This is a genomic window from Bacillus sp. RE35 (assembly GCF_052146655.1).
In the GTDB taxonomy this organism is placed as follows: Bacteria; Bacillota; Bacilli; order Bacillales; family Bacillaceae_G; genus Bacillus_A; species Bacillus_A cereus.
The window spans coordinates 830,397-854,302 of sequence record NZ_CP197377.1; the positions used below are offsets into that span (position 1 = coordinate 830,397).

Genomic DNA, 23,906 nt, shown 5'->3' on the forward strand with positions numbered 1-23,906 from the left:
AGCTATTTTGTTATGCTTTTTTCTTTTCATCATTTGTTTTTTCAATAGCTAAATGACTATGTTTCCTAGAGTAGAAGAAATAGAAGCATAAGCCGACTATAAGCCAAACTGCAAAGCTAATCCATGTTGTTTTAGACAAATTGATCATTAAATATAAGCAGCAAAGAATCGCGACAACTGGTAATACAGGTACGAAAGGTGTACGGAATCCACGTTTTAAATCAGGGTGTGTTTTTCGTAAAATAAGTACTGCGCAGCAAACGAATGTAAAGGCTGTTAACGTACCGATGTTTACTAAATTCGCTAGCAAATGTAAGTCTAAAAGGCCTGCTAATAAAGCAGCAACAACGCCAGTAATCCACGTATTTAATAAAGGGATTTTTACTTTTTTATTTACACGTGCTAACGCTTTTGGAAGTAAACCGTCACGGCTCATCGCATACGAAACGCGAACTTGTCCATACATAACGACTAAGAGAACGGTTGTCATTCCAGTCATCGCTCCAACAGCGAGTAGTCCTGCAATTGTATCCTCACCAACGAAATGCAATGCAAATGCAACTGGATCAGAAACGTCTAATTGCGTATAAGGAACCATACCTGTTAAAACGAAAGATACGATCATATATAAAACAGTACAAATAAGAAGAGAACCGATAATACCAATTGGTAAGTCACGCTGCGGTTTTTTCGTTTCTTCTGCAGCTGTTGCGATTGCATCAAATCCTAAGAAGGCGAAGAACACAGTGGCAGCCCCAGTAATAATACCGTCGTATCCGAATGGGATGAACGGTGTCCAGTTTTCAGGTTTTACATATTTTGCACCTGCTACGATAAAAGCGATAATAACGGCTAACTTAATAAGAACCATAATATTATTAATGCGTGCGCTTTCGCGTATACCAAAACTTAAAAGGCCCGTAATAAGAAGTAAAATACAGACAGCAGGTAAATCGATGAGACCACCTTTTCCTACGCCGGGGGCCGAGGCGATTATGGCGGGCAGGTGTATATTGAACCCTTGTAGTAATGATTGCAAATAACCAGACCAACCGACAGCTACTGCTGCAACGGCAAGTAAATATTCGAGCATTAAACACCATCCGACGATGAAGGCGACGACTTCTCCGACTGTCATGTATGCGTAAGTATACACACTTCCTGAGACAGGAATAGAAGAAGCAAATTCAGCGTAACAAAAGGCTACACAAGCACAAGTAAATGCAGCAATAAGGAATGATAGCATAATACCAGGACCAGAATGTTTTGCTGCAACAATACCTGTTAATACAAAGATCCCTGTCCCAATTACGGCGCCGATTCCTAAAAATGTTAAATCGAGTGCAGTTAATGTTCTAGCTAGCTGCTTTGGTGATTCAGTACTAAGCGCTTTTTTTCGTAATAATGACTTCACTTTGGACTCTCCCCCCGTTTTTTCATTTCCATAACTGCGACTATAGTATGAGTCCATTAAAAAAGAGTAAGTAAGGAAGTGGAGGTGCAGTTATGGTATGTAGTTTTTTAAAATTGCTGGATTAATCTTAATATAATTCAGAATATTTTGTCAAATAAAAATATGACAAATAAAATGCGGATCAATAGGGGAAACTACTTGCAGAAATGGACGGGGGTTAACGACCCACTGATTAAAGTTAAAGTAGGAGCAGATGCTATGTTATTTTATTTTGAACTTGTCGTCATTTTACTTTGTACGAAATTAGCTGGTGACATTAGTGTAAGACTTGGTCAGCCTTCTGTACTTGGTAAGTTAATTGTCGGTATTATTATCGGTCCGGCTGTACTTGGTATTATTAATAGTTCTGAACTGATTGATGAATTGAGTGAGATTGGTGTTTTGTTACTTATGTTTATGGCGGGACTTGAAACAGATTTAGAAGAGTTAAATCGGAATTTGAAATCGTCGTTTGCAGTAGCGGCCGGTGGAATTATTTTTCCTTTCATTGGTGGTTATGTAACAGGATTGCTGTTTGGATTAATACAATCCCATGCCATTTTTTTAGGGTTATTACTTTGCGCAACATCGGTTAGTATTACGGTGCAGACGCTACGTGATCTAGGAAAAATGAATACGAGAGAAAGTACAACCATTTTAGGTGCTGCCGTATTTGATGATGTCATTGTCGTTATTTTATTAGCATTTGTAATGAGTTTTTTAGGAACGCAAGATGTGAATATAACACTGGTCATTGTAAAGAAAATTATTTTCTTTGTAAGTATTGTTTTTATTGCTTGGAAAGTCGTTCCTTGGATTATGAAAATGCTTGTCCCGCTTCGTGTAACAGAAGCGTTAATTAGTGCAGCTCTTATTATTTGCTTCTCTTTTTCTTATTACAGTGAAATGATGGGAATTGCAGGCATTATTGGAGCATTCGCAGCAGGAATTGCTATTTCTCAAACAGAGTATAAGCATGAAGTGGAACATAAAATTGAACCGATTGCTTATGCAATATTTGTTCCAGTATTCTTCGTAAGTATCGGAATGGAAATTACATTTCAAGGCATTGGAAGTCAGCTTTGGTTCATTATTATTATGACTCTCGTTGCGATTTTCACAAAGTTAATCGGATCCGGCTTAGGCGCAAGACTGACAGGATTTAATCGCCAATCTTCTATCAGTATTGGTGTGGGGATGGTATCACGTGGTGAAGTAGCGCTTATCATCGCAGCAAATGGACTTACGGCGAATTTATTAGCGAAAGAAAATTTCACAGCGATTGTTATTGTTGTTATATTGACGACAATTATCACACCGCCACTTTTGAAGAAATATTTTGTATAGACAGGAAGGGCTTATCTGATGTAGGTAAGCTCTTTTTTTATTCCCAAAAGCAATGATCATATAGCATGAAGGGTTTGTAATTATGGTAAAATCTATGTATGTGATATGACAAGGAGAGGGAAGTGTGAAGATTACGAAGGAGAAGGTTATCGGTGTAATCGTACTTATTGCAGTATGTATACCATTTACTGCATGGAAAGAATCAAAAGTGAAAGATTTTCCGGTTTCTATTTTTTCGGAAGAAGCAGATGGTGAGTACGGTCAGAAGCTGAAATATACTGCTTTTTTACCTGATGTTGCGATTTGGATGAACGGTTGGGAAAAGAAGTGGACAGAGGGGGAAAGAACTGTTTATCAAAAAGGGAATCGCATTGTAAATGTGTTTCATCCTCCTGGCGATGATGGTTATTACCTTCTTGAAGCAAGAGAAAATAAGTGAACGCAACCGTAAGAAGTGGAGGTTAAATAGTGAAAGCTTCAACATTACTATTTAAAATTGAAAGTAATATGGATCAATTTTCACCAGCTGAGAAGAAGGTTGCCATGTACATAATGGAGAATGCAGAGATTGTACCGAATTTAACGACGAAAGAAGTGTCAACGAATGCAGGCGCAAGTGAAGCGAGTGTCGTTCGCTTTTGTAAATCGATTGGAATCGGAAGTTTTAAAGCATTTAAGATAGCACTCGTTCGTGAATTAACGATTGCTGATTATAATATTAACGATTTTTCAGTGATGAATACAGAAGATGGACCGTATGATTTATTTAATAAAGTTACTTATGTGAATAAAGCTGCAATTGAGGCGAGTGTTACTGCGATAGATAAGAAGGAACTTGAGAAAGCAGCGGATCGTATCGTCAATGCGGGCAAAATTATATTTTACGGCGTAGGTGGATCAGCTACGCCAGCGATGGATGGGGCGTATAAATTTACACGGCTCGGATTTACAGCGATGATGCTATCTGATTTTCATATGATGTTGCCGCTTGTGACGAATTTAAAAGAAGGCGATATATTTGTTGCGATTTCAACATCTGGTCGAACGAGAGATGTGCTTGAAATGGCGCAGTATGCAAAGAGACAAGGTGCAACTGTTATTGGAATTACGAAATTAGATCAATCATCCCCCCTATATAAAGAAGCGGATATTCGCCTTTGTATGCCAGATGTAGAACAAGATCATCGTATTGCGAGTATTGCTTCGAGAATGACACAATTGAATATGATCGATGCTTTATATGTGATTACTTTCAATCGAATTGGTAATAAAGTATTGGATCAATTTATGGAGACGCGAGAAGAAGCGTTGCGGTTACGGAAGTTAAAGTAGAAGAAAAGATGAGGAGACTCATCTTTTTTATTATCTTTGACACAAATATGTCATGTTGTGAAATTTTATTTCATAAAATAAGAAAGGGTTATTGATTTTTAGTTTCTTAAAGTTATAATAAAAGTGTGAAATATAATTTCAAAGAGGGTGGAAATATGTTAGAAAATTTATCGACAGAACATCGTAATGAGAAAACAATGAATCTGGATGAAATGAGCATAAAAGAAGTATTGCAAAGTATGAATGAAGAAGATCGAACTGTTGCGTTAGCAGTTGAAAAAGAGATAGAACAAATTGAAAAGGTTGTACAGACTGTTATTAAATCTTTTGAAGAAGAGGGACGCTTAATTTACATTGGTGCTGGTACGAGTGGTCGTTTAGGTATCCTAGATGCAGTGGAGTGTCCGCCGACATTTGGCACGGATGATAAAATGGTGCAAGGATTTATAGCAGGTGGATTGAAAGCGTTTACTAAGGCGGTGGAAGGTGCCGAAGATCGCGAAGAGTTAGCAGAAGAAGATTTAAAAAGTATTGGATTAAATGAGAAAGATACAGTGATTGGAATTGCTGCCAGTGGCAGAACTCCTTACGTAATTGGCGGCTTGAAATACGCACAGAGCGTAGGAGCGAGTACAGCGAGTATTTCTTGTAATAAAAATGCTGAAATAAGTAAATATGCAAATTTAAATGTGGAAGTAGAAACAGGTGCAGAAATATTAACAGGATCAACGCGTTTAAAAGCTGGTACAGCACAAAAATTAGTGCTGAATATGATTTCAACAGCTTCGATGATTGGTGTAGGAAAAGTATATAAAAACTTAATGGTAGATGTTCAATCCACAAATGAAAAGTTAGTAGAACGGTCAAAACGAATTATTGTGGAAGCAACAGGTGCTAGTTATGAAGTAGCGGCAGAGTATTATGAAAAGGCAGAACGTAACGTAAAAGCTGCCATTGTTATGGTGTTGTTGCAGTGTGAGTATGGGGAAGCACTGGAGAAACTAAAATACGCAAAAGGGTTTGTGAAGAAAGCACTATAAAGTAATAGGGAGGGGGATTCTATTATGAAGAAAGAAGAGAGAATGGCCAAGGAAATTTCGGAGCAACTTGGTGGAATAAAAAATATTCGTAGTATTGCTCATTGTATGACGAGACTACGTTTAACGCTTCATGATGAAAGTAAAGTAAATATGGACCTTTTGAAAAAAGTTGAAGGCGTTATGGGTGTTATAGAAGATGAGACGCTTCAAGTTGTCGTTGGTCCAGGAACAGTAAATAAAGTAGCAGCTGAAATGGAAGGTTTGACAGGACTACGAATTGGTGAGGTAGCAGATCATCACCTTGAAGATATTGGGCAAGAGATGAAATCAGAGATTAAGAAGAAAAATAATACACCGGTGAAAAACTTTTTACGAAAAATAGGAAGTATTTTCATCCCATTAATTCCGGGGCTTGTTGCGTCAGGAATTATAAACGGGGTTGCTAACTTTGCGAAAAATGCTGGTGCTGATCCAAATGCAACGTGGTTACAAATGTTACTACTCATTGGCGGCGGTATCTTTACATTCTTAGGAATTTTAGTCGGCTGGAATACAGCGAAAGAATTTGGCGGGACACCGGTTCTTGGGGCAATTGCTGGTATTTTAATTTTCAACCCGGCGATGGCAAACGTAAAATTGTTTGGTGAAGCATTAGTGCCCGGACGGGGCGGATTGTTTGCAGTTATTTTTGCAGCATGGCTTATGGTTGTAGTGGAAAGACAAGTTCGAAAAGCAGTGCCAAACGCAGTTGATATTATCGTGACACCACTCATTACTGTATTAGTTGTAAGTATCGTAACGATGTTAGCCATTCAGCCATTAGCAGGTTTCTTATCAGATGGTATTACGAGCGGAATTAATGCTATTTTAAATATTGGCGGAGCATTTGCTGGCGCAGTACTTGCGGGAACATTTTTACCTCTCGTTATGGTCGGATTGCATCACGGTTTAACACCAATTCATATGGAATTTATTAATCAAACACACGTAACACCGTTATTACCAGTGCTCGCAATGGCTGGTGCTGGCCAAGTGGGCGCAGCAATTGCGATTTATGTGAAAACAAAAAACAAACGACTTCGAAATGTAATTAAAGGTGGATTGCCAGTTGGCTTTTTAGGAATTGGTGAGCCGTTATTATACGGGGTGACATTACCACTTGGGAAACCGTTTATTACTGCTTGTTTAGGAGCGGCTGTCGGTGGTGCATTCCAAGCAGTTATGCAAACAGCTTCTCTTGGAATTGGCGTATCAGGGCTATCTTTAATTCCGTTAATTGCTGACAATAAATATTTACTCTATTTCTTAGGTTTAGTAATTGCATATGCTTTCGGATTTATCTTTACGTATTTCTTCGGATTTAAAGAAGAAATGGCAGAAAACATATAGAGAAAGGGATTCCTTTCTCTTTTTCTATTAATAGAAAGGGAGATTTATATGATCGGAGTTTCCATTTATCTTTCAAAAGAACGAGTAGAGAAACAAGAAGAGTGGCTAAAAGTAGCGAAGGAAAATGGGTTTACATCTATTTTTACATCACTGCACATTCCAGAAGATGATCCAAATACGTATAAAGAGTTAATTCAAATATTAGGGAAACAAGCTCTTGCACATGAAATGGAGTTAATGGTTGATGTTTCTCCAAAATCGTTACATCATTTAGGGCTAACATATGAAAATGTGGAAGAACTATTGGACTGGGGCATTACCGGTTTAAGAATGGATTACGGCATTGCGCCAAAAGAAATTGCAAGCGTATCTCATAAGATGAAAGTAGCTTTAAATGCGAGTACGATTACAAAGCCATTTTGGAAAGAATTACTTGCAGAACATATAAGAGTAGAGAATGTAGAAGCGTGGCATAATTTTTATCCACGTCCAGAGACGGGACTAGCAAAGTCCTTCTTACAAAAACAAAATCAATATTTACAGGAGTGCGGAATAAAAACGATGGCATTTATTCCAGGAGATGCGGAAAAACGTGGTCCGTTATATGAAGGGTTACCAACGTTAGAAAAACATCGCAATATGCGCCCGCTTGAAGCGTACTTAGAACTTGTTCAAGATTGTGGTGTTGATAAAGTATTGATTGGAGATATAAGCGCAAGTTTGGAAAGTATGCAAGAAGTAGCTAGTGCGAGTAGAGGGATTATTCCATTGCGTTACAAATCATTTATAACTGATAAAGAAGTATTAAAAGTGGTGGAGCAAGTGCATAAAAATAGACTAGATCCGGCTCGTGATGTTATTCGATCTGTAGAATCAAGGGAAGGAAATAGAGTGGTTTTACAGCCGATGCATACAATTGTAAGAAAGAAAGGCAGCATTACAATTGATAATGAATTGTACGGTAGATATGCAGGGGAGATGCAAGTTGCTACACATGATTTACCTGTAGATGAGAAAGTGAATGTTGTTGGAATAGTTGTGGAAGAGGACGTTTCTTTACTGCCTTATATTGGCGCTGGAAAAATGTTTCAACTTTTTCTATGCGATAGAATAAAAGCTTGAATTAGCGCTATTTTGTAGGAAAACATTATCCGTAAAACGGATAATGTTTTTTGTTTTCTTTAAAAAAGTATTTGACGAATGAAATAAAATACCGTATTGTTTTGACTTGTAAATAAAAGTTCACCATAACAAAACAAAAAGGAGAGTTCAAAATGAATCAATATATTGGGAATTTAATTATTCGTATCGTGTTAGGAGTTACGTTCTTTGCACACGGTTTAGCAAAGTTTCAATCAGGTATCGATAATGTAGCAGGATGGTTTACAAGCATCGGTTTACCAGGTGGCCTTGCATACGGCGTAGCAACTGTAGAATTAGTTGGTGGTATATTATTAATTATCGGTTTAGGTGTACGATATGTAGGATTGTTATTCGCTCTTATTTTAGCTGGAGCTATCGTAAAGGTAAATGGAGCAGCAGGTTTATTAGGAGATGGAAAGAATCCAGGATATGAATTAGATCTTGCATTATTATCAATGGGTGCGTATTTATTCGTAGTAAAAGCAGAAGGATATGTAGATCGTTTCTTAAAAGAGAAAGTAATGAAAACGAAGTAAATTTTATTTATAAATGTTGACTTGAAGAAGCGTTGTAACTATAATGATTACAACAAATAGATTAAGAGTAAAACAATTTAAATATTTTTTTACACAAGATGTAACTGTATAGGTTACATCTTGTGTAAAAATAAATAAACGGGAGGAAGTAATATGCCTAAATCAAATTTAGAAATTATTCAAAGCACGTATGAAGGATCAGCGTCTTCGAATGCAAAGCATTTAGCAGAAGCCTTCTCTGAAAAAGTGGAATGGACAGAGGCAGAAGGTTTCCCGTACGGCGGAACATATAAAGGCGTAGAAGCTATAATGGAAAATGTATTTAGCCGTTTAGGATCAGACTGGGATGATTATAAAGCAAGTGTAAATACATATCATGAAGTAAACGGAAAAGATGTAATTGTTGCTGAAGGTATGTATTCTGGAGTTTATAAAGAAACAGGAAAATCATTTGAAGCAGAATTTGTTCATGTATGGCAGCTTGAAAATGGAAAAATCGTGAAGTTTAAGCAGTATGTAGATAGTCATATTGTTAGGGAAGCGATGAAGAGCTAATGCTTTTTAAATGGATTGTAGGTATATGTATTACCATTATGGTAATCATCTCTTCTATAGTTGGCGGAAAGAAATTGCTTGCATATGTGGAAAAAGAAAATACAAATATTCAAACCGAGCGAGCGGCAAACGAAAAAGAGAAAAAAGCTGCAGAAGAAGCCCCGCAAATTAGTGAAGGTGAAATTATTTCTACTATGCATAAAATGGTGCACCAAAAGGTAAAATCCTCTGAAAAATGGGGATTTGTAGAGATGACAAAAAAGGAAATTTCTAATGTAAAAAGAGATATTGAAAATAGTACAGGTTTTCAATATAAAATGAAGTTATTTTCTATTATAAATAGATGGGAAAAAGGAGATTTTTCTCAAACTGTTGAGGAGCATAACTTTTTATGGAGCCTTCAAGGTGGAGATACTGGCAAGGCGACGGAACGTTTATCGCCAGAAGAGGAAAAGCAGTATATAAAAGAAATGAAGAGAAAATAAAAACATCGCCAACCCAGATGACGATGTTTTTTCATTAAGAATGTTTTCGCATTAAAGGTCTAACAGGCTGAACGGCAACAGTTTTAAAATGAGAAAATAAATAACATCCTGTTACAACGACAATTGTCCCTAAAATTTGTATCCACGTTAATTCTTCTCCGAGGAATATGAATGCTAAAATGGCTGTGAAAATTGGATTGAAGTTTAGAAAAATACCTGATGTAGTTGCGCCTAATTTTTGTACGCCAATATTCCAAAATACCATACAAAGAACTGTCGAAATAAGCCCAGTATATAAAAGTGATGTGATGAAAGAAGTATTTATATTTGAAACAGTGAAGCTACCTATGTTAAACGGTAGTAATAAAATAACGCCGAAAATACCAGAGTACAACGTTGCCATAAGTGGTGTAGTTGTTTTTGTTGCCCATTTACTACAAACAGAATAGATTCCCCAAATACAAACTGCTGCAATCATCCATAAATCGCCGCTATTAAAATGTAGTGAAAATAAAAGCGAGAAATCACCTTTTAATAGGACGAGGATAACCCCGAAGAATGAAAGAATCATGGATAGGATTTGAAGTGTATTTACTTTTTCTTTTAGAAATAATACTGAAAATAATGCGATTGAAATTGCATTCAATGTAGAGATAAGACCTACATTCGTAGCGGATGTTTTTTCTAATGCTAAAAATTGAAAGATGTTAAAAAGAGCGACCCCTGAAATTCCCATCAATATTAAAGGAAGTATTGCGGTACGTGGTGGAAGGATTTTCTTTTCTTTAAACCATACCATCGGTAATAAACAAACAATCGCAATCATCCATCTTAAATTTGTCAATGTCATCGGCGATGCATGATCGACGAGTGATTTTCCAACGACAAAATTTCCTCCCCATAATAAGCTCGTTAGTAATAGTAAAAAGACGTAAAAATAAGGCATGCTAAAATCCCCTTTTTTGTAATCAATACGAATTGTAAATAATTTTAGCATTTTTCTTTATTATGTAATATATTCTTTTGTATAATGGTGAAAACTCGATAAAATATTTAGTTGCGAATGATATTTACGGAATGATATTCAGTTTTTTGTAAGGTATAAGGTGTTTTTTCGAATAATCATCGGTAAGAAAAAAGGGGAATTGTAATGGAGTCGTCTGTTATTAAAGTGTTGGATGATTTGGATGTACAAATTTTAGATATATTGCAGAAGGAGTCACAAGTAAGTAATGCAGAGCTGGCACGTCGCGTTAATTTATCACCGGCTGCGATGCATGCAAGAATAAAAAGATTGGATGGGGAAGGTTTCATCGATAAGCAAGTTGCGATTTTAAATCAAGAAAAGCTTGGGTTTGATTTATTATGTTTTATTTTTATGAGTACGAATATTCATCAATTTGACAAGTTGGAAGTGTTGGAGAAAGAATTAGAATCGATGCCGGAAGTGTTAGAATGTCACTGTTTAACAGGAGAGTACGATTATTTATTAAAGGTTGCAAATCGTGATCGTAAAGAACTAGAGCAGTTTATTAGAAAGTTGAATAAGCTTGGTATTACAAGGATACAGACAAGTTTAGCACTTCGTGAAATTAAATATTCGACGGTATTGCCGATACGAAATGAGGAACCGAGCATCGATTAGATTGCTTGGTTTTTGTTTGTATAAATTGATTGACGAGGAGAAAAGAGAGATGTATTATTATATAAAATTATGAATTAAAATTCATTTTAAGTTATAAATATTAATATTGAGGGGCAAGGGGATGTAATATGAAAATCTGTAATGCAGTGACGAGTGATGTGAAAGAAATTTATAGTCTTATTGAGGTTTATGCAAAAGAGGGAGTTGTTTTACCACGTTCTCTTTTGTCTCTTTATCAATATTTGCAATGTTTATATGTTATGAAAGAAGATGAGAGAATTGTTGGAGTTGCTGGATTGCATGTATTAGGAGAAGATCTTGCAGAAATACGATCGTTAGTAGTTTCGCATACATATGCAGGGAAAGGGATAGGGCGTATGCTTGTAAATCATGTAATGGAGGAAGCTACGAAAATAAATGTAAGAAGAGTAATTTCCTTAACATATGAAACAGTATTTTTTCAAAAGTGTGGATTTGATTTTATAAATAAAGAAGCGTTGCCAGAGAAAGTATGGATTGATTGTAGACATTGTCCAAAGGTGGATTATTGTGATGAAGTGGCGATGGTGCGGTATGTTGGATGAAAATTTTATAGAGAAAAAGTTCCCACTATTATTTACATATATAGTGGGAACATATATTTCCATAAGAAATGGACAGGTTATTAAGAATTTGAATTCTTTTGTCTCACGGCAAAATTATAAAGTGGATCTTTAAGTTCATAGTTATACGTTAAACCGTCGACAATTCCTACAACTTTATCATTATCATAAAGGTCGAGCATAAATTGTGCCATTTGTTTTGCAGTGTGGAATTTTGGTACAACATTATCATATTGGAATTCATCAATATCAAATGAACGCTTCGCAAATTCTGTTTCAGTTGCAGCAGGAGCTAAAACTTTTGCTTGCAGTTTTGCGCCTTGTTCTTTCAGTTCGTGAGACAGCCCTTCTGTAAATGCACTTACATAGAATTTCGTAGCGCAATACGTAACAGCATCAGCAACAATTGTGTATCCGCCGCCCGATGAAATGTTAATAAGCTGTGTTCCATCAATCATTGAATAATCTCGAACGAAAAGAGAAGAGAGTATTGTTAGTGCTTCTATATTGACATGCAACATCGTCTCTATTTTATTTAAATTTTGTTCAGCAATTGAGGCGAAATTACCAAAACCTGCGTTGTTAATCCACGTTTCAATTTGAAAAGCTTGTAGGCTTTCATAAAGTTTATAAACATCTTCAGTCACAGATAAATCAGTTTTTCGAATGACAACATCCAACTCAGGATGCATTTCGTTAATTTTCAATTTTAATCCGTTTAATTCTTCTTGTCTTCGAGCTACAAGTACTAAATTTTTTCCGCGAGATGCAAATGCTAAAGCTGCTGCATAACCAATTCCGGAACTTGCGCCAGTAATAACCGTGTATTTCATATAAAATCCCCCTAAATTCAAATTCATTTATGGTTAGATTGTATTTGTTAGAGTATACTCTAAGTCAAACGTTTTTTATAAATTTGATACGGTTATAAAATATATGAGGGTAAGCATGTGAAGGGAGTTTTAGTATGTACACAATTAGCGAGGTAGCAAAATTATTAGGCGTGAGCACACATACACTACGTTATTATGAAAAGGAAAATATATTAATTGCAAATCGTGATACAAATGGAAATCGACTTTACGAAGAGTCACATATAAAGTGGTTGCAGTTTGTAATGAAATTAAAACAAACGCAAATGCCAATAGCGAAAATAAGAGAATACGCTAGATTATATACAGAAGGGGAGCATACAACAGAAGCTCGTTTACAGCTCCTAGAAGATCATAGGAAATCTATTCAGATTCAAAGAGAAAACTTAGAGGTTACAGAGAAGATGCTTGAGAATAAAATTAGTGCATACAAAAACTTATTGGAAAATAAATAGATGGTTGTTATGTGATGAAAAATGGATTTGATCTATGAGTATTTCATCATAAGTGTGCGGACAAATAAAAAAGAGCAGCTAGCAAAAGCTAACTGCTCCATTCAAGGGATCTCTCCAAGGGGGAGTGGAGAAAATATTATGTTACTAGCAGTATTGACAGATTATTGAGAAATATACAAATCAGATGAAAGAAATTTTAAATAAACTTTCGGCATTGACAGTTTTTAAAATGTTCATGTACAATATATATGAATGACATTCAGTCATTTTTATGTGCCAGGATGCAGTTAGCTTAGAAGTGGAACAAATACAATGGTAAATGAGGATGATAGTTGTTTTTATATAGTATTGATGAAAGAGTATATTTTTTTAAAACAAAATGACTGATAGTCAGTCATAAGAGGTGAGAGGTATGAAAAATAGAGCTTGGTTATATGTCATATTAACATGTATCTTTGAAATTTTTTGGGTGTTTGGTTTTAATACGGCTAATACTTGGTGGCATTGGATTATTATTTTAGGAGTTATCGCTGTTGATTTTCACTTCCTTTCTAAAGCGTGTGAACATCTTGCAACAGGGACTGTATATGCTGTTTTCGCCGGAGCTGGTACGGTAGGTACTTTCTTAATGGATGTATTTCTTTTCGGCGGAAGTTTCAGTGTAGGGAAGTTATTTTTTATCGTGATGGTTGTAGCTGGCGTTATCGGTTTAAAGCTAGCTGATAATAAAGAAGAAACTGTGGAAGGAGCTGCTTAAAAATGGGTTGGTTTTTCGTATTTTGTGCTGCAATTAGTGAAATAGTCGGTGTGATAGGACTTAAAATGTATAGTAAAGATAAGACATTAGCCAATGGTGCGATTTATATCGGTGGGTTTGCTACATCCTTCGCATTTTTGTATACTTCCTTCTTATTTTTACAAGTAAGTGTCGCATATGCGGTTTGGATTGGTATCGGAACAGCAGGTGCAGTTTTGTTAAACATGTTCTTGTTTGGTGAGTCGAAAAGTAAAGCGCGTATCATTAGTGTGTTTCTTATTGTATGTGGAGTGACAGGATTAAAGGCACTTTCTTAAAGATATATTGCATTTTTATCTCCTAATTGTTTATTAGGAGATTTTATTATAAAAAAATGAGTTCCTCTTAGAGTTCACTATCATTGACAGTACAATCGATTATCTTATAAAATGAGTGACAGTCATTCAATATGCGTGTGAAAGGGTTTAGATGATGAATAAAAAAGAGAAAATTGTCTATGCAGCTATTGAAGTGTTTCAGGAAAAGGGCGTCGAAAAAACGAAGATTTCTGATATCGTGAAATTAGCTGGCATTGCGCAAGGAACTTTCTATTTATATTTTCCTTCTAAGCTATCTGTTATGCCTGCAATAGCAGAAGTGATGGTTGAAAAGATGATACTTGCAGTGAAAGAAAAAGTACAAAAAGATGTACCTTTTTCAAATAAAGTGGCACAAGTAATCGATGCGGTGTTTCACTTTATAGAGGAATACCGTGAAATACAAGCTTTAATGTATGCAGGTCTTGCATCTACTGAACATATAAAAGAGTGGGAAGCTGTGTATGAGCCTCTTTATATGTGGTTAAGCGAATTTTTAAGTGAGGCGAAAGAAGCCGGTGAAATTCGTGATTCGGTTCACGCAGAGCGAACAGCGAAGTTATTTATCGCTCTTGTTGAATCAGCAGCGGAACAAGTTTATTTATATGATCATAAAGATGATGAGCAAGTGGATTTGCAAAAGGCAGAAGTACTAGATTTTTTAACACATGCACTACATATAAAGAAGTAGTAAGATGAACCTGTCTGAAAAGGTAGGTTCATTTTTGAGGAAAACTGAATGATAGTCATTCACCTAATACTTATGTATGTGTAGAAGGATAGAGTGAAATTCTAATGAGTGGAGGCATCCTCACTCATTACTAGCCCGCAAAGAGCAGGATAAAGAAAAAGCTTCTTGGGTATTATTTTTTGAGAGGAACTTATGGGAAGAGGTGTTAAAAAGTGAAGAAACCGATAAAAGAACAAAAGATGGTATTGGTTATTCTTTTGAGTAATATATTTATCGCTTTTTTAGGGATTGGATTAATCATTCCGGTTATGCCGTCCTTTATGAATGATATGCATTTAACAGGGAAGACGATGGGATATCTCGTTGCAGTGTTTGCAATGGCACAGCTCATTACTTCACCTATTACAGGCCGATGGGTTGATCTTTACGGTAGGAAGAAAATGATAATCATTGGATTATTTATTTTTGGTGTTTCAGAGCTTCTTTTTGGATTAGGAAAAGATGTGTGGATGCTTTATGTGGCAAGGGTATTAGGCGGAATTAGTGCTGCTTTTATTATGCCTGGTGTTACGGCATATGTTGCGGATATTACATCTATTCAGGAACGTCCAAAGGCGATGGGATACTTATCTGCGGCTATTAGTACTGGATTCATTATAGGGCCTGGAATCGGCGGATTTATTGCAGAATACGGTATACGTGTGCCGTTTTTCGTTGCAGCAGCAATTGCTTTTATAGCATGTGTGATTTCAATCTTTATTTTAAAAGAACCGTTAACGAAAGAAGAACTTGCAGAGATTTCTTCTAATACGAAAGAATCAAGTTTTATTGGTGATTTAAAGAAATCATTACATCCAATGTATGCAATTGCATTTATTATCGTATTTGTACTCGCATTCGGATTATCGGCGTATGAAACTGTGTTTAGCTTATTCTCAGATCATAAATTTGGTTTCTCGCCGAAAGATATTGCAGCAATTATTACAATCAGTTCAATCTTTGGGGTAGTTGTGCAAGTATTTATGTTTGGCAAATTGGTAGACATGTTCGGTGAGAAAGTATTAATTCAAATATGTTTAATTGTAGGTGCAGTATTAGCATTCGTCTCAACTGTAGTCTTTAATTATTGGATTGTACTTCTCGTTACTTGCTTCATTTTCTTAGCATTTGATTTACTTCGTCCAGCTTTAACGACGTTTTTATCAAAAGCAGCTGGAAAAGAGCAAGGATTCGTTGCTGGAATGAACTCGACTTATACGAGTTTAGGAAATATCGCAGGACCAGCGATGGGCGGAATATTATTTGATATGAATATTCATTATCCATATGCATTTTCAGGAGTTGTTTTAATAGTTGGTCTCGGCATTACATTTATGTGGAGAGAGAAACAGTTGGCTGAGAGTTTTGCGAAGTAATAAAACCCCTTACGACGGTAAGGGGTTTTTGTTTTATAAACTTAATCCAAACCGTTTTAATTCAATAAAAATCCCCTCTAATTGCTTTCCTTTATCCGTTAATGTGTACTCTACACGAGGCGGAACTTCTGGATATACTTTTCTCGTTATAATGCCTTGAGATTCTAATTCCTTTAGTCGAAGCGATAATGTTTTTGGACTAATCCCATCCATTGATTTTTGTAAATCACTAAAGCGTAATGTTCCTTCGATAAGAAGATCACGAATGATTAAAAATGTCCATTTTGTACTAATTACATCAAGCGTTTTAGCGATAGGACAAGGTATGCCAGGTAAACCTTTCGTTAATTCAACTGGATCTATATTGCTCATGGAACTAGCCTCCATAAAATTTTTTTAGATGAATTTGCTTTATAGTATCACAAAACTATACTTTTGGTAACTATATGAAAAAAATATCACTACTTCCATAAAGGAAGTTAGTGCATATACAATAGCAATACGAAACAAAAGGATTTATATAAGGAGGTGGTGATTTCCATGGGGATAAAAAAGTTACTTGGATTTCTTAGTTTGTTTGTTATTTGTATTGTGCTTGTAGCATGCGGCGCGGAACAAAAAGGTGAAGTTCAGTTATTAAAAGAAATGCCAAGGCCAAAAGCAATGACAATTGATCCCTCACTAAGTAAAAAAGAAGCGACAGAAATGGTTCATGCGGCGCAGCGTTTTTATGCATTTTGGGATACAGGTAAGGAGGAACTTATTCCGCAGACTGTTACTGAAAAATTTTTCGATAATACATTGCCGAAAGGGCGACCACAAGGCATTGAAGGATTAAAGTTTGCAGCGCAAAATTTTCGTAAAGTTGTGCCTGATATACATTGTGAGATTGAAGACTTATTAGTTGTTGGTGATAAAGTAACAGCCCGTCTTTCTTTTACAGGAACGCATAATGGTAAGAAAATTAATTTTTTTGCAATTGATATTTTACATGTGAAAGACGGAAAGATAACGGAAGATTGGCATTTAGAAGATAATCTTACACTACAGCAGCAACTCGGCTTAATAGCCGAAGAGTAGATCATATAGGGGAGAGAAAAACGATGAAAAATATATTTATTATAAATGGACATGAAAAATACGGTACAAAGGAAGGACGATTAAATAGAACGTTAGTAGATTATATGGTTACTGTATTAGGCGAGAATTATCATGTGAAAACAACAACGATTCAAGATGGTTACAATATTAAAGAAGAACAAGATAAGTTTTTATGGGCCGATGTTGTTATTTATCAAACACCGATTTATTGGTTTAGTGTACCGGGCTTATTTAAAACGTATATGGATGAAGTATATGAATACGGTTTGTTCTTTAAAGGTGCAGATGAATATGGAACAGGTGGTTTATTAAAAGAGAAAGAGTATATGTTCTCTACAACTTGGAATGCACCTGAAAAAGCATTTGGAGATAAGACGAAGTTCTTTGAAGGAGAAAGTTTAGAATCAGCGCTTAGTCATTTACACCGCGTGCAAAAGTTTCTCGGTATGAGTCCGTTAAAGAGTTTTGCTTGTTATGATGTGGTGAAGAATCCGGATATTGAGAAGTTTTTAGTAGACGTGAAGAATCATTTGGAAGAAGTCATTCAATAATAGTTTACATCCCTGCACATTTGTGTGGGGATATTTTTTTACGAGAATTAAATTTTAACTTTAGTATTATTTTGAAAAGTAGCACTTGAATTTTAGATAGTTAAATAATAACTAATACTTCATTTCAAAAGTCGAATGATTTTGTTGTTTTTGTATTTTCTGTAAATACACCTTTTTTAAAATTTTATTTAATGATATATTATTTTTAGATGATAATGTGGTAAAAAAATGAATATATAACAGTATTTTCAAAAAAAGTTATTGAACATATGCTCGTCATACCGTCCACTAAAATTAGTATCACTTATGACGAAAATAATTTAGAGCGTGAAGATAGAGTTTATGAACTTATTGATAAAAAATTAGAACAAAGAGGAATATTTTCTAAGTCTAAATTGCAAACATTGGGTAAAGGGTAAATATACTATCTAATAGATCAAGAATTTGATAGATACTTACTTTTATTTAAGAATGAGAAAGTGAGGAACAAAATGAAATTAGCAATTCAAACAAAAAATTTAACAAAGTCTTTTGACAATCAATCCATTGTAAGGGATTTAAACTTATCTGTTCCTGAAGGAAGTTTATATGCTTTTATTGGACCAAATGGTGCAGGAAAAACAACAACAATGCGAATGTTATTAGGATTAATTCCATTAGATAAAGGAACGATATTATTTAATGATAAAGATATCAAAGAATGGAAAGAAGAATTATTTGAAAATGTGGGGTGTTCTATTGATTCACCTACCTATTATCCTAATTTAACAGCATATGAAAATTTAGCCTATGTACAAAAAATGATTAATGAACCTTTAGATGAAATAGATAGAGTATTAAAAACTACAGGAATATATAAAGCAAAGGATAAAAAAGTGAAAGATTTTTCTTTAGGAATGAAACAAAGGCTAGGTATTTCCTTTGCTATTCTTAATAATCCTAAAATATTAATTCTGGATGAGCCGACAAATGGATTAGACCCAGAGGGAGTACACGAGATTAGACGTTTATTACTTCATTTAGTAAAAAATGAGGGGAAGACTATATTTATTTCTAGTCATAATTTAGCTGAAATTGAAATGATAGCAGATCACATAGCATTACTACATAAGGGTGGCTTACTCTATGAAGGGAAGTTAAACAGTATTATTACTTCTGGAGAATATATTGTTCATGTTGATGATACTGCTGCCACAGAAAGGGTTTTAAATACAGAGGGTATGCCTTATAGCATAGAAAAAGAAGGGGTATTCAAAGTAATAATAAATCAAGATAGTGTTCCTAGTTTAACAAGAATATTAATTAAAAATGATATAGATATTTTTGAAGTTAGTCCTAAAAAGCCAACATTAGAGGAAGTATTTTTATCTTTAACTAAACAAAAGGAGTTACTATAATAATGCAATTTATCTTTAAAAGTGTAAATAGTGAGATGAGGAAAATTGGTGGGAGAAAATTATTATTATTTTCTTTGTTTTTTTCATTATTATCAAGCTTTTTGTGTATAAGTTATTTTATTTTTAACAAGAATAATCCTGACATGTTTCAATCTACAAATCTTATAGCAATTACAGTAAACTTTAATACACTAACATTAAGCATTTTTTCTGCTTGTATGTGGTATTTTATCATTTCTTCTGAAAATAAATATGGTACTTGGGCTATTATTTATACAAAACCCATTTCAAAATTTAAGTTATTGATAGCTAAAAATATATTGTTTATACTGTTCTATTTGATCTTTGATATTTTAAATTTTTTGGTAATAGGTATCTATGCTTTTATAAATGGTTATGAAATATCCATACTGTATTTTTTAAAAATGTTGATACTTTGTACCGTTTTATCTTTAGCAATACCATATTCTCAATTGCTTTTACATTTAATAATAAAAAAGGGAGTCTTAGCGGCATCCTTGTCAGTTATTTGGATTTTCTTTAGCGTAACATATGGATTATTCCCTGCAATATTCACAAAGACATTTCCAATATTTTATGCATTGAATATAGTAAGTGACATAATGATTAAAAAAACAACTATTTTAATATATCTTGCAAGTTCTTTAATATATATTTTAGGAATTATGTTATTAACTGTGAATTTTAAATATTATACATATGAATAATAAAGGGTGAAATAAGTGGGTATATTAGGTGAGTATAAAAAAAGTCTTCATAATGGATTGTATATCCTGTTACTAGTATTTTTGTTGATACCAATAAGTTTTCAAGTTTTTCTAACTGTAGCGTCTCAATTAAAAGATGGCGTTGTCATGCATATAGCGATTCTGAGCCTTTTTTGTAGGTTGTTTTTACCTATTGCGATAGGTCTATTAGTGTCGTTTTCTTTTGTAAACGAATTTAGAAGAAAAGGATATATGTCTGCTATTTATCATGGAATCACTTTAAAAACTATATTAAGTAATAAGTTTTTGTTTTGCTTAATAATTACTTTTAGTTATTTAATATGTGCTTTAGTCATAACTAGTATACCTATAGTATTAACGGTTGATAATCTTGGGACTGTTTATCAAAGATTAATTTTTTCTATACTTTTTATGGTGATTAGTTCTTTAACTATTGTGAATCTACATTTTTTAATAAATATAATATTTTATAAAATCCCGTTACTTTCATTATTAGTAGGGGTTATAGGCGGATTGGGTAGCTTTTTTATCTCTCATACAAACTATTGGATACTATTCCCTTGGTCATATCCAATTATGAGTCTTTATTTTGAAAGCATTGAAATAAAACAATTGTCTATTGTTCTAGTTGTATATTTATTATCATTAATGATTTGCATATTTATGTTGTCAACTTTCTATAATAAAAAAACAATGAGATGGAATTAAATTTACAATGAGGCAAGGGGTTCTTATATGGCGATTAACGGGATGGTCTTTCAAGTTGCAAAAATGAACGGGGCATTAGATGTTATGCTAGGTTCATTTATTGCATCTTGGGGCATGAGTGCTCTGTACTTTATCGTTGGTATGAGCAGTATTTTATTATTTATGAAGGCGATAGGGAAAGAGAAGTATGAGGATGAGAGAAATGTTTCTCAAATTGGATGAAACTATATAAAAGCGAACCAGTTATACTGGGACTCGCTTTTTATATAATTTTTAGAACGGATCAACTTCAGCTAAATCAGGGTTAGCATTCGGATTTGTTAATAAGGTTTTCAGCTCACCTACTTCTGAGAGAGCAACGAGGATATAACCACTAATAAGAACGATGAGTCCAATGACCCGTAATGTTTGCAGTGTAATATCACGGCTATTGTTTTCGGAGTTGTCTTGGGGCGGAGAAGGTGGATTATTGTTCATAGTTAGGCTCCCATCTTTTGTATTTATATATGTGCGAAATCATTATTTAACTTATGGATAGGAATTATATAGTCATTTTCACTATATGAGAACTGCCTATGAAAAGTGATAAGGAATTTTTGGGCGAGAAAAGGGGGGGATCCAAAAGATTATTAAAACTGAACTTTTGGATTCCCCTCTTTTTATTTATCTTGCTATTTGTGGTGGTCGGATTGCCTGTAAACGACCAGTTGGTGAGGGCTAATTAATCAGTGGGGGATGAATAAAACCCCACTGATTAATTATTTTCATGTAAATAAAAGGAGGTTAGTTATCCTAATATACGCAACGATTCTTCAATAAACGCTGGGATGTCCTCTGGCTGTCTACTTGTTACTAGCTGATTTTGACATACGACAACCTCTTTGTCATGAAAGTTCCCGCCGGCATTTTTCAAATCGACTTCAATAGATTTATATCCAGTGACATCACGTCCTTCAAGTGTTTGTGCAGTGATGAGTAGCTGAGGTCCGTGACAAATAGCGAAAACAGGTTTTTCCGCATCCATAAATGCTTTACTAAAGCGAACAAAACGTTCATCTGCACGAAGTATATCTGGAGAAAATCCACCCGGTATGAAGAGGGCATCAAAGTTCTCTGGAGAAACATCATCAATACTTTTATCAATTACGACTTCACTTTTTCCTTGCTTACCGTGTACTGTTTTCCCTTTTTCCATTTCAATAGTTGTTAATTCATATTCCTTTTGATTAAAAGCTGCTACTGGCTCTGTGTATTCTGTGTCCTCGAAATAATCCGTTATTAAAATAGCAATTTTTTTACTCATTCTAATCCGCTCCTTATATTATATTATCGGTTCCAGAATCTTCCTTGGGCAATACCTTCTATAAATGATTCAATTGAAGTGTTTGTTAGGTTATAAACTCCTGCTCCATCCAGTTTAATCTTACTATTGTCCAAAGCATGAGGATTACTAAGGACATGAGCTATCGGTTTAAAATGTTTAAAAGTAGTTTCTGTAAATTCTAAAACAGGGGGGTGAATGACAGACTCACTACTAAACACTAATACTGCATCAAAAAGCGAAGAGTCTGTTGTTGTATAAGTATCAGTTACTTTAATGGAATCATTGAAATGATAAATTTTATTATCTATGATGCTATAGTTCATTCGGTGCTGTGCAAAAGCTTGAATCCATTCGGACAGAAGGGAGACGCTTGGGTCACCATTTAATAGAATTGCGACATTTTTAGAATCAGATTTAAAAATAGTATTGGACATACTTAGTGCAGGTGATTTTGCATCTGAATTTACTTCGTGATTTTCTTTAGGTAAAGGAGCTCCAACAATGTTAGCGACTTCTTGTGCTAATTGACGATCGACGTGGTTTAGGAGAGCAATTACATTTGCCTTCACCATGTCTGATTTACACTTCCCAACTTCAAAGCAAAAAGCTTCTTTTATGTGCTGCTTTTCAATAGGGCTCATACTATTGTAGAAAAGTTTAGCCTGAGAATAAAAGTTAAGAAAGCTTTTACTACGACCTCTAATTTTATGCCCATCAATCTTTTCTTGATAATGTTCATATCCTCCTTGTTCGGCTTGGACGGTTGCAGGTTGATTGTTATTTAATCCGTTAGGATGATAGCTTGTTTGACCGCGATGAATCTGCATTTGATGCATACCATCACGTTGATTATTATGAAAAGGACATACGGGTTGATTGATAGGGATTTGATGGAAATTAGGGCCCCCTAAACGAGATAATTGTGTATCTGTATAGGAGAATAATCTTCCTTGCAGAAGAGGGTCATTTGAAAAATCAATACCTGTTACGACATGACCAGGGTGAAAAGCTACCTGCTCTGTTTCAGCAAAGAAGTTATCAACATTTTTGTTCAATGTCATTTTACCAACTAATTTTACGGGAACTTCTTCTTCTGGCCATAATTTCGTTGGATCTAAAATATCAAAATCAAATTTATGTTCATCTTCTTCTGGAATTAACTGTAATCCAAGCTCCCATTCAGGATAATCCCCTTTTTCAATTGCTTCGTATAAATCTTGACGATGAAAATCAGGATTTTTCCCAGCAATCCTTTGAGCTTCATCCCATACTAATGAATGAACCCCAAGGGTAGGTTTCCAGTGAAACTTTACGAAATGGGCTTTTCCTGCTGTGTTAATGAGTCGAAATGTGTGAACTCCAAAACCTTCCATCATTCGTAAACTACGCGGAATAGCTCGGTCGCTCATTTGCCACATGACCATATGAGTGGACTCAGGATTATGCGCAACAAAGTCCCAAAAGGTATCATGAGCGCTAGCTCCTTGAGGAATATCATTATGTGGTTCTGGTTTAACTGCATGGACAAAATCAGGAAATTTAATAGCATCTTGGATAAAGAATACGGGCATATTATTACCCACTAAATCATAGTTTCCTTCATCTGTATAAAATTTTGTGGCGAATCCGCGTACATCTCTTACTGTGTCGTTGGATCCTTTAGAACCTTGAACGGTTGAGAACCGTACAAATACAGGTGTTCTCTTTGAAGGATTAGTAAGAAAATCTGCTTTCGTATATGCTTCTAACGATTCATAAAGCTGAAAATAACCATGAGCGCCAACTCCGCGTGCATGAACAATCCTTTCAGGAATTCGTTCATGATCAAAGTGGGTCATTTTCTCGCGAAAGTGGAAATCCTCCATTAAGGTTGGGCCTCTTAAGCCCATCTTTAAAGAAAATTCATCCTCGGCTATTTTTACTCCTTGGTTTGTTGTTAAAGCATGTTTGCGTTGATTATCCGTAACATGGTGCTTCAATTGCTCCATTTTTTTATTCACAAT

General features: G+C 34.9%; 28 protein-coding genes and 1 pseudogene. 22 read left to right on the top strand and 7 right to left on the bottom strand.

Going from position 1 to position 23,906, the window contains the following annotated elements; genetic code table 11:
- Positions 1 to 10 precede the first annotated feature (10 nt).
- Positions 11 to 1,471 carry an amino acid permease gene (locus ACTL4X_RS04325; RefSeq protein ID WP_002040681.1) on the bottom strand — a complete coding sequence of 487 codons (1,461 nt, stop codon included), beginning with the start codon at positions 1,469 to 1,471 and terminating at the stop codon, positions 11 to 13.
- Positions 1,472 to 1,576: 105 nt separating this feature from the next.
- On the opposite strand from ACTL4X_RS04325, the gene ACTL4X_RS04330 reads away from it, so the two are divergent.
- From ACTL4X_RS04330 to ACTL4X_RS04370, 9 genes are all read left to right on the top strand, one after another.
- Positions 1,577 to 2,800 (top strand): cation:proton antiporter, encoded by a 1,224-nt coding sequence (locus tag ACTL4X_RS04330; protein ID WP_370512997.1) that lies wholly within the window; start codon positions 1,577 to 1,579, stop codon positions 2,798 to 2,800.
- 124 nt (positions 2,801 to 2,924) lie between these two features.
- Complete coding sequence (locus tag ACTL4X_RS04335; RefSeq protein ID WP_000704958.1) at positions 2,925 to 3,239, top strand: hypothetical protein; 315 nt, start codon at positions 2,925 to 2,927, stop codon at positions 3,237 to 3,239.
- Positions 3,240 to 3,268: 29 nt separating this feature from the next.
- On the top strand, positions 3,269 to 4,132 hold the full coding sequence (locus ACTL4X_RS04340) for a MurR/RpiR family transcriptional regulator (protein ID WP_000648168.1): 864 nt from the start codon (positions 3,269 to 3,271) through the stop codon (positions 4,130 to 4,132).
- A gap of 155 nt (positions 4,133 to 4,287) precedes the next feature.
- The gene (gene murQ / locus ACTL4X_RS04345) at positions 4,288 to 5,172 is read left to right on the top strand and encodes an N-acetylmuramic acid 6-phosphate etherase (protein WP_000892350.1); all 885 of its coding nucleotides are present in this window, start codon (positions 4,288 to 4,290) and stop codon (positions 5,170 to 5,172) included.
- 24 nt (positions 5,173 to 5,196) lie between these two features.
- Positions 5,197 to 6,561 carry a PTS transporter subunit EIIC gene (locus ACTL4X_RS04350; RefSeq protein ID WP_000711293.1) on the top strand — a complete coding sequence of 455 codons (1,365 nt, stop codon included), beginning with the start codon at positions 5,197 to 5,199 and terminating at the stop codon, positions 6,559 to 6,561.
- A gap of 48 nt (positions 6,562 to 6,609) precedes the next feature.
- A complete protein-coding gene (locus ACTL4X_RS04355) occupies positions 6,610 to 7,683 on the top strand; it encodes a DUF871 domain-containing protein (protein ID WP_000580626.1) in 1,074 nt (357 codons plus the stop codon).
- 152 nt (positions 7,684 to 7,835) lie between these two features.
- Positions 7,836 to 8,240: a DoxX family protein gene (locus ACTL4X_RS04360; protein ID WP_001077751.1), complete on the top strand. Its 405-nt coding sequence runs from the start codon at positions 7,836 to 7,838 to the stop codon at positions 8,238 to 8,240.
- 153 nt (positions 8,241 to 8,393) lie between these two features.
- Positions 8,394 to 8,795 (top strand): nuclear transport factor 2 family protein, encoded by a 402-nt coding sequence (locus tag ACTL4X_RS04365; RefSeq protein WP_001126699.1) that lies wholly within the window; start codon positions 8,394 to 8,396, stop codon positions 8,793 to 8,795.
- Positions 8,795 to 9,280, top strand: coding sequence for a PRK06770 family protein (locus ACTL4X_RS04370; protein WP_000897995.1), 486 nt, complete (start codon positions 8,795 to 8,797; stop codon positions 9,278 to 9,280). The genes ACTL4X_RS04365 and ACTL4X_RS04370 overlap by 1 nt, the downstream gene beginning before the upstream one ends.
- Before the next feature lie 34 nt (positions 9,281 to 9,314).
- On the opposite strand, the gene ACTL4X_RS04375 is transcribed toward ACTL4X_RS04370, so the two are convergent.
- A complete protein-coding gene (locus tag ACTL4X_RS04375; RefSeq protein ID WP_001146242.1) occupies positions 9,315 to 10,226 on the bottom strand; it encodes a DMT family transporter in 912 nt (303 codons plus the stop codon).
- 204 nt (positions 10,227 to 10,430) lie between these two features.
- On the opposite strand from ACTL4X_RS04375, the gene ACTL4X_RS04380 reads away from it, so the two are divergent.
- Positions 10,431 to 10,925: an Lrp/AsnC family transcriptional regulator gene (locus ACTL4X_RS04380; RefSeq protein WP_000446097.1), complete on the top strand. Its 495-nt coding sequence runs from the start codon at positions 10,431 to 10,433 to the stop codon at positions 10,923 to 10,925.
- A gap of 128 nt (positions 10,926 to 11,053) precedes the next feature.
- A complete protein-coding gene (locus ACTL4X_RS04385) occupies positions 11,054 to 11,509 on the top strand; it encodes an N-acetyltransferase (RefSeq protein ID WP_000686663.1) in 456 nt (151 codons plus the stop codon).
- 80 nt (positions 11,510 to 11,589) lie between these two features.
- Here the strand turns inward: ACTL4X_RS04385 and ACTL4X_RS04390 are convergent, their stop codons facing one another.
- Entirely contained in the window at positions 11,590 to 12,360 is a 771-nt protein-coding gene (locus ACTL4X_RS04390) for an SDR family NAD(P)-dependent oxidoreductase (RefSeq protein WP_071740644.1), read from the bottom strand.
- A 134-nt stretch (positions 12,361 to 12,494) separates the two neighbouring features.
- On the opposite strand from ACTL4X_RS04390, the gene ACTL4X_RS04395 reads away from it, so the two are divergent.
- From ACTL4X_RS04395 to ACTL4X_RS04415, 5 genes are all read left to right on the top strand, one after another.
- The gene (locus ACTL4X_RS04395) at positions 12,495 to 12,854 is read left to right on the top strand and encodes a MerR family transcriptional regulator (protein ID WP_000288068.1); all 360 of its coding nucleotides are present in this window, start codon (positions 12,495 to 12,497) and stop codon (positions 12,852 to 12,854) included.
- Between the two features lie 412 nt (positions 12,855 to 13,266).
- Positions 13,267 to 13,611: a DMT family transporter gene (locus ACTL4X_RS04400; protein ID WP_000796022.1), complete on the top strand. Its 345-nt coding sequence runs from the start codon at positions 13,267 to 13,269 to the stop codon at positions 13,609 to 13,611.
- A gap of 2 nt (positions 13,612 to 13,613) precedes the next feature.
- On the top strand, positions 13,614 to 13,928 hold the full coding sequence (locus tag ACTL4X_RS04405) for a DMT family transporter (protein ID WP_000539671.1): 315 nt from the start codon (positions 13,614 to 13,616) through the stop codon (positions 13,926 to 13,928).
- Between the two features lie 151 nt (positions 13,929 to 14,079).
- Complete coding sequence (locus tag ACTL4X_RS04410; protein WP_002025356.1) at positions 14,080 to 14,658, top strand: TetR family transcriptional regulator; 579 nt, start codon at positions 14,080 to 14,082, stop codon at positions 14,656 to 14,658.
- Between the two features lie 212 nt (positions 14,659 to 14,870).
- A complete protein-coding gene (locus tag ACTL4X_RS04415; RefSeq protein ID WP_000742953.1) occupies positions 14,871 to 16,073 on the top strand; it encodes an MFS transporter in 1,203 nt (400 codons plus the stop codon).
- A gap of 33 nt (positions 16,074 to 16,106) precedes the next feature.
- Here ACTL4X_RS04415 and ACTL4X_RS04420 read toward each other — a convergent pair whose 3' ends face one another.
- Positions 16,107 to 16,445: a winged helix-turn-helix transcriptional regulator gene (locus tag ACTL4X_RS04420; RefSeq protein WP_000065115.1), complete on the bottom strand. Its 339-nt coding sequence runs from the start codon at positions 16,443 to 16,445 to the stop codon at positions 16,107 to 16,109.
- Between the two features lie 168 nt (positions 16,446 to 16,613).
- On the opposite strand from ACTL4X_RS04420, the gene ACTL4X_RS04425 reads away from it, so the two are divergent.
- From ACTL4X_RS04425 to ACTL4X_RS04450, 6 genes and pseudogenes are all read left to right on the top strand, one after another.
- Positions 16,614 to 17,153 carry an ester cyclase gene (locus ACTL4X_RS04425; protein ID WP_000511569.1) on the top strand — a complete coding sequence of 180 codons (540 nt, stop codon included), beginning with the start codon at positions 16,614 to 16,616 and terminating at the stop codon, positions 17,151 to 17,153.
- A 23-nt stretch (positions 17,154 to 17,176) separates the two neighbouring features.
- Complete coding sequence (locus ACTL4X_RS04430; RefSeq protein WP_000789195.1) at positions 17,177 to 17,725, top strand: NAD(P)H-dependent oxidoreductase; 549 nt, start codon at positions 17,177 to 17,179, stop codon at positions 17,723 to 17,725.
- 491 nt (positions 17,726 to 18,216) lie between these two features.
- Positions 18,217 to 19,122, top strand: coding sequence for an ABC transporter ATP-binding protein (locus ACTL4X_RS04435; protein ID WP_000761419.1), 906 nt, complete (start codon positions 18,217 to 18,219; stop codon positions 19,120 to 19,122).
- 2 nt (positions 19,123 to 19,124) lie between these two features.
- Positions 19,125 to 19,850: an ABC transporter permease gene (locus tag ACTL4X_RS04440; protein WP_001159640.1), complete on the top strand. Its 726-nt coding sequence runs from the start codon at positions 19,125 to 19,127 to the stop codon at positions 19,848 to 19,850.
- 15 nt (positions 19,851 to 19,865) lie between these two features.
- The gene (locus tag ACTL4X_RS04445) at positions 19,866 to 20,579 is read left to right on the top strand and encodes a hypothetical protein (protein ID WP_000511803.1); all 714 of its coding nucleotides are present in this window, start codon (positions 19,866 to 19,868) and stop codon (positions 20,577 to 20,579) included.
- A 6-nt stretch (positions 20,580 to 20,585) separates the two neighbouring features.
- Positions 20,586 to 20,801 (top strand): annotated as a pseudogene (locus ACTL4X_RS04450) (MDR family MFS transporter); the annotation flags it as partial.
- A gap of 51 nt (positions 20,802 to 20,852) precedes the next feature.
- Here ACTL4X_RS04450 and ACTL4X_RS04455 read toward each other — a convergent pair.
- The 3 genes from ACTL4X_RS04455 to ACTL4X_RS04465 all read right to left on the bottom strand — a co-directional run bounded on the left by ACTL4X_RS04455 (position 20,853) and on the right by ACTL4X_RS04465 (position 23,903).
- Positions 20,853 to 21,056, bottom strand: a complete 204-nt coding sequence (locus tag ACTL4X_RS04455; protein ID WP_001063856.1) for a hypothetical protein — start codon at positions 21,054 to 21,056, stop codon at positions 20,853 to 20,855.
- A 310-nt stretch (positions 21,057 to 21,366) separates the two neighbouring features.
- Positions 21,367 to 21,882: a type 1 glutamine amidotransferase domain-containing protein gene (locus ACTL4X_RS04460; RefSeq protein WP_000037531.1), complete on the bottom strand. Its 516-nt coding sequence runs from the start codon at positions 21,880 to 21,882 to the stop codon at positions 21,367 to 21,369.
- A 23-nt stretch (positions 21,883 to 21,905) separates the two neighbouring features.
- Positions 21,906 to 23,903 carry a catalase gene (locus ACTL4X_RS04465; RefSeq protein WP_071740646.1) on the bottom strand — a complete coding sequence of 666 codons (1,998 nt, stop codon included), beginning with the start codon at positions 23,901 to 23,903 and terminating at the stop codon, positions 21,906 to 21,908.
- Between the last annotated feature and the right edge of the window lie 3 nt (positions 23,904 to 23,906).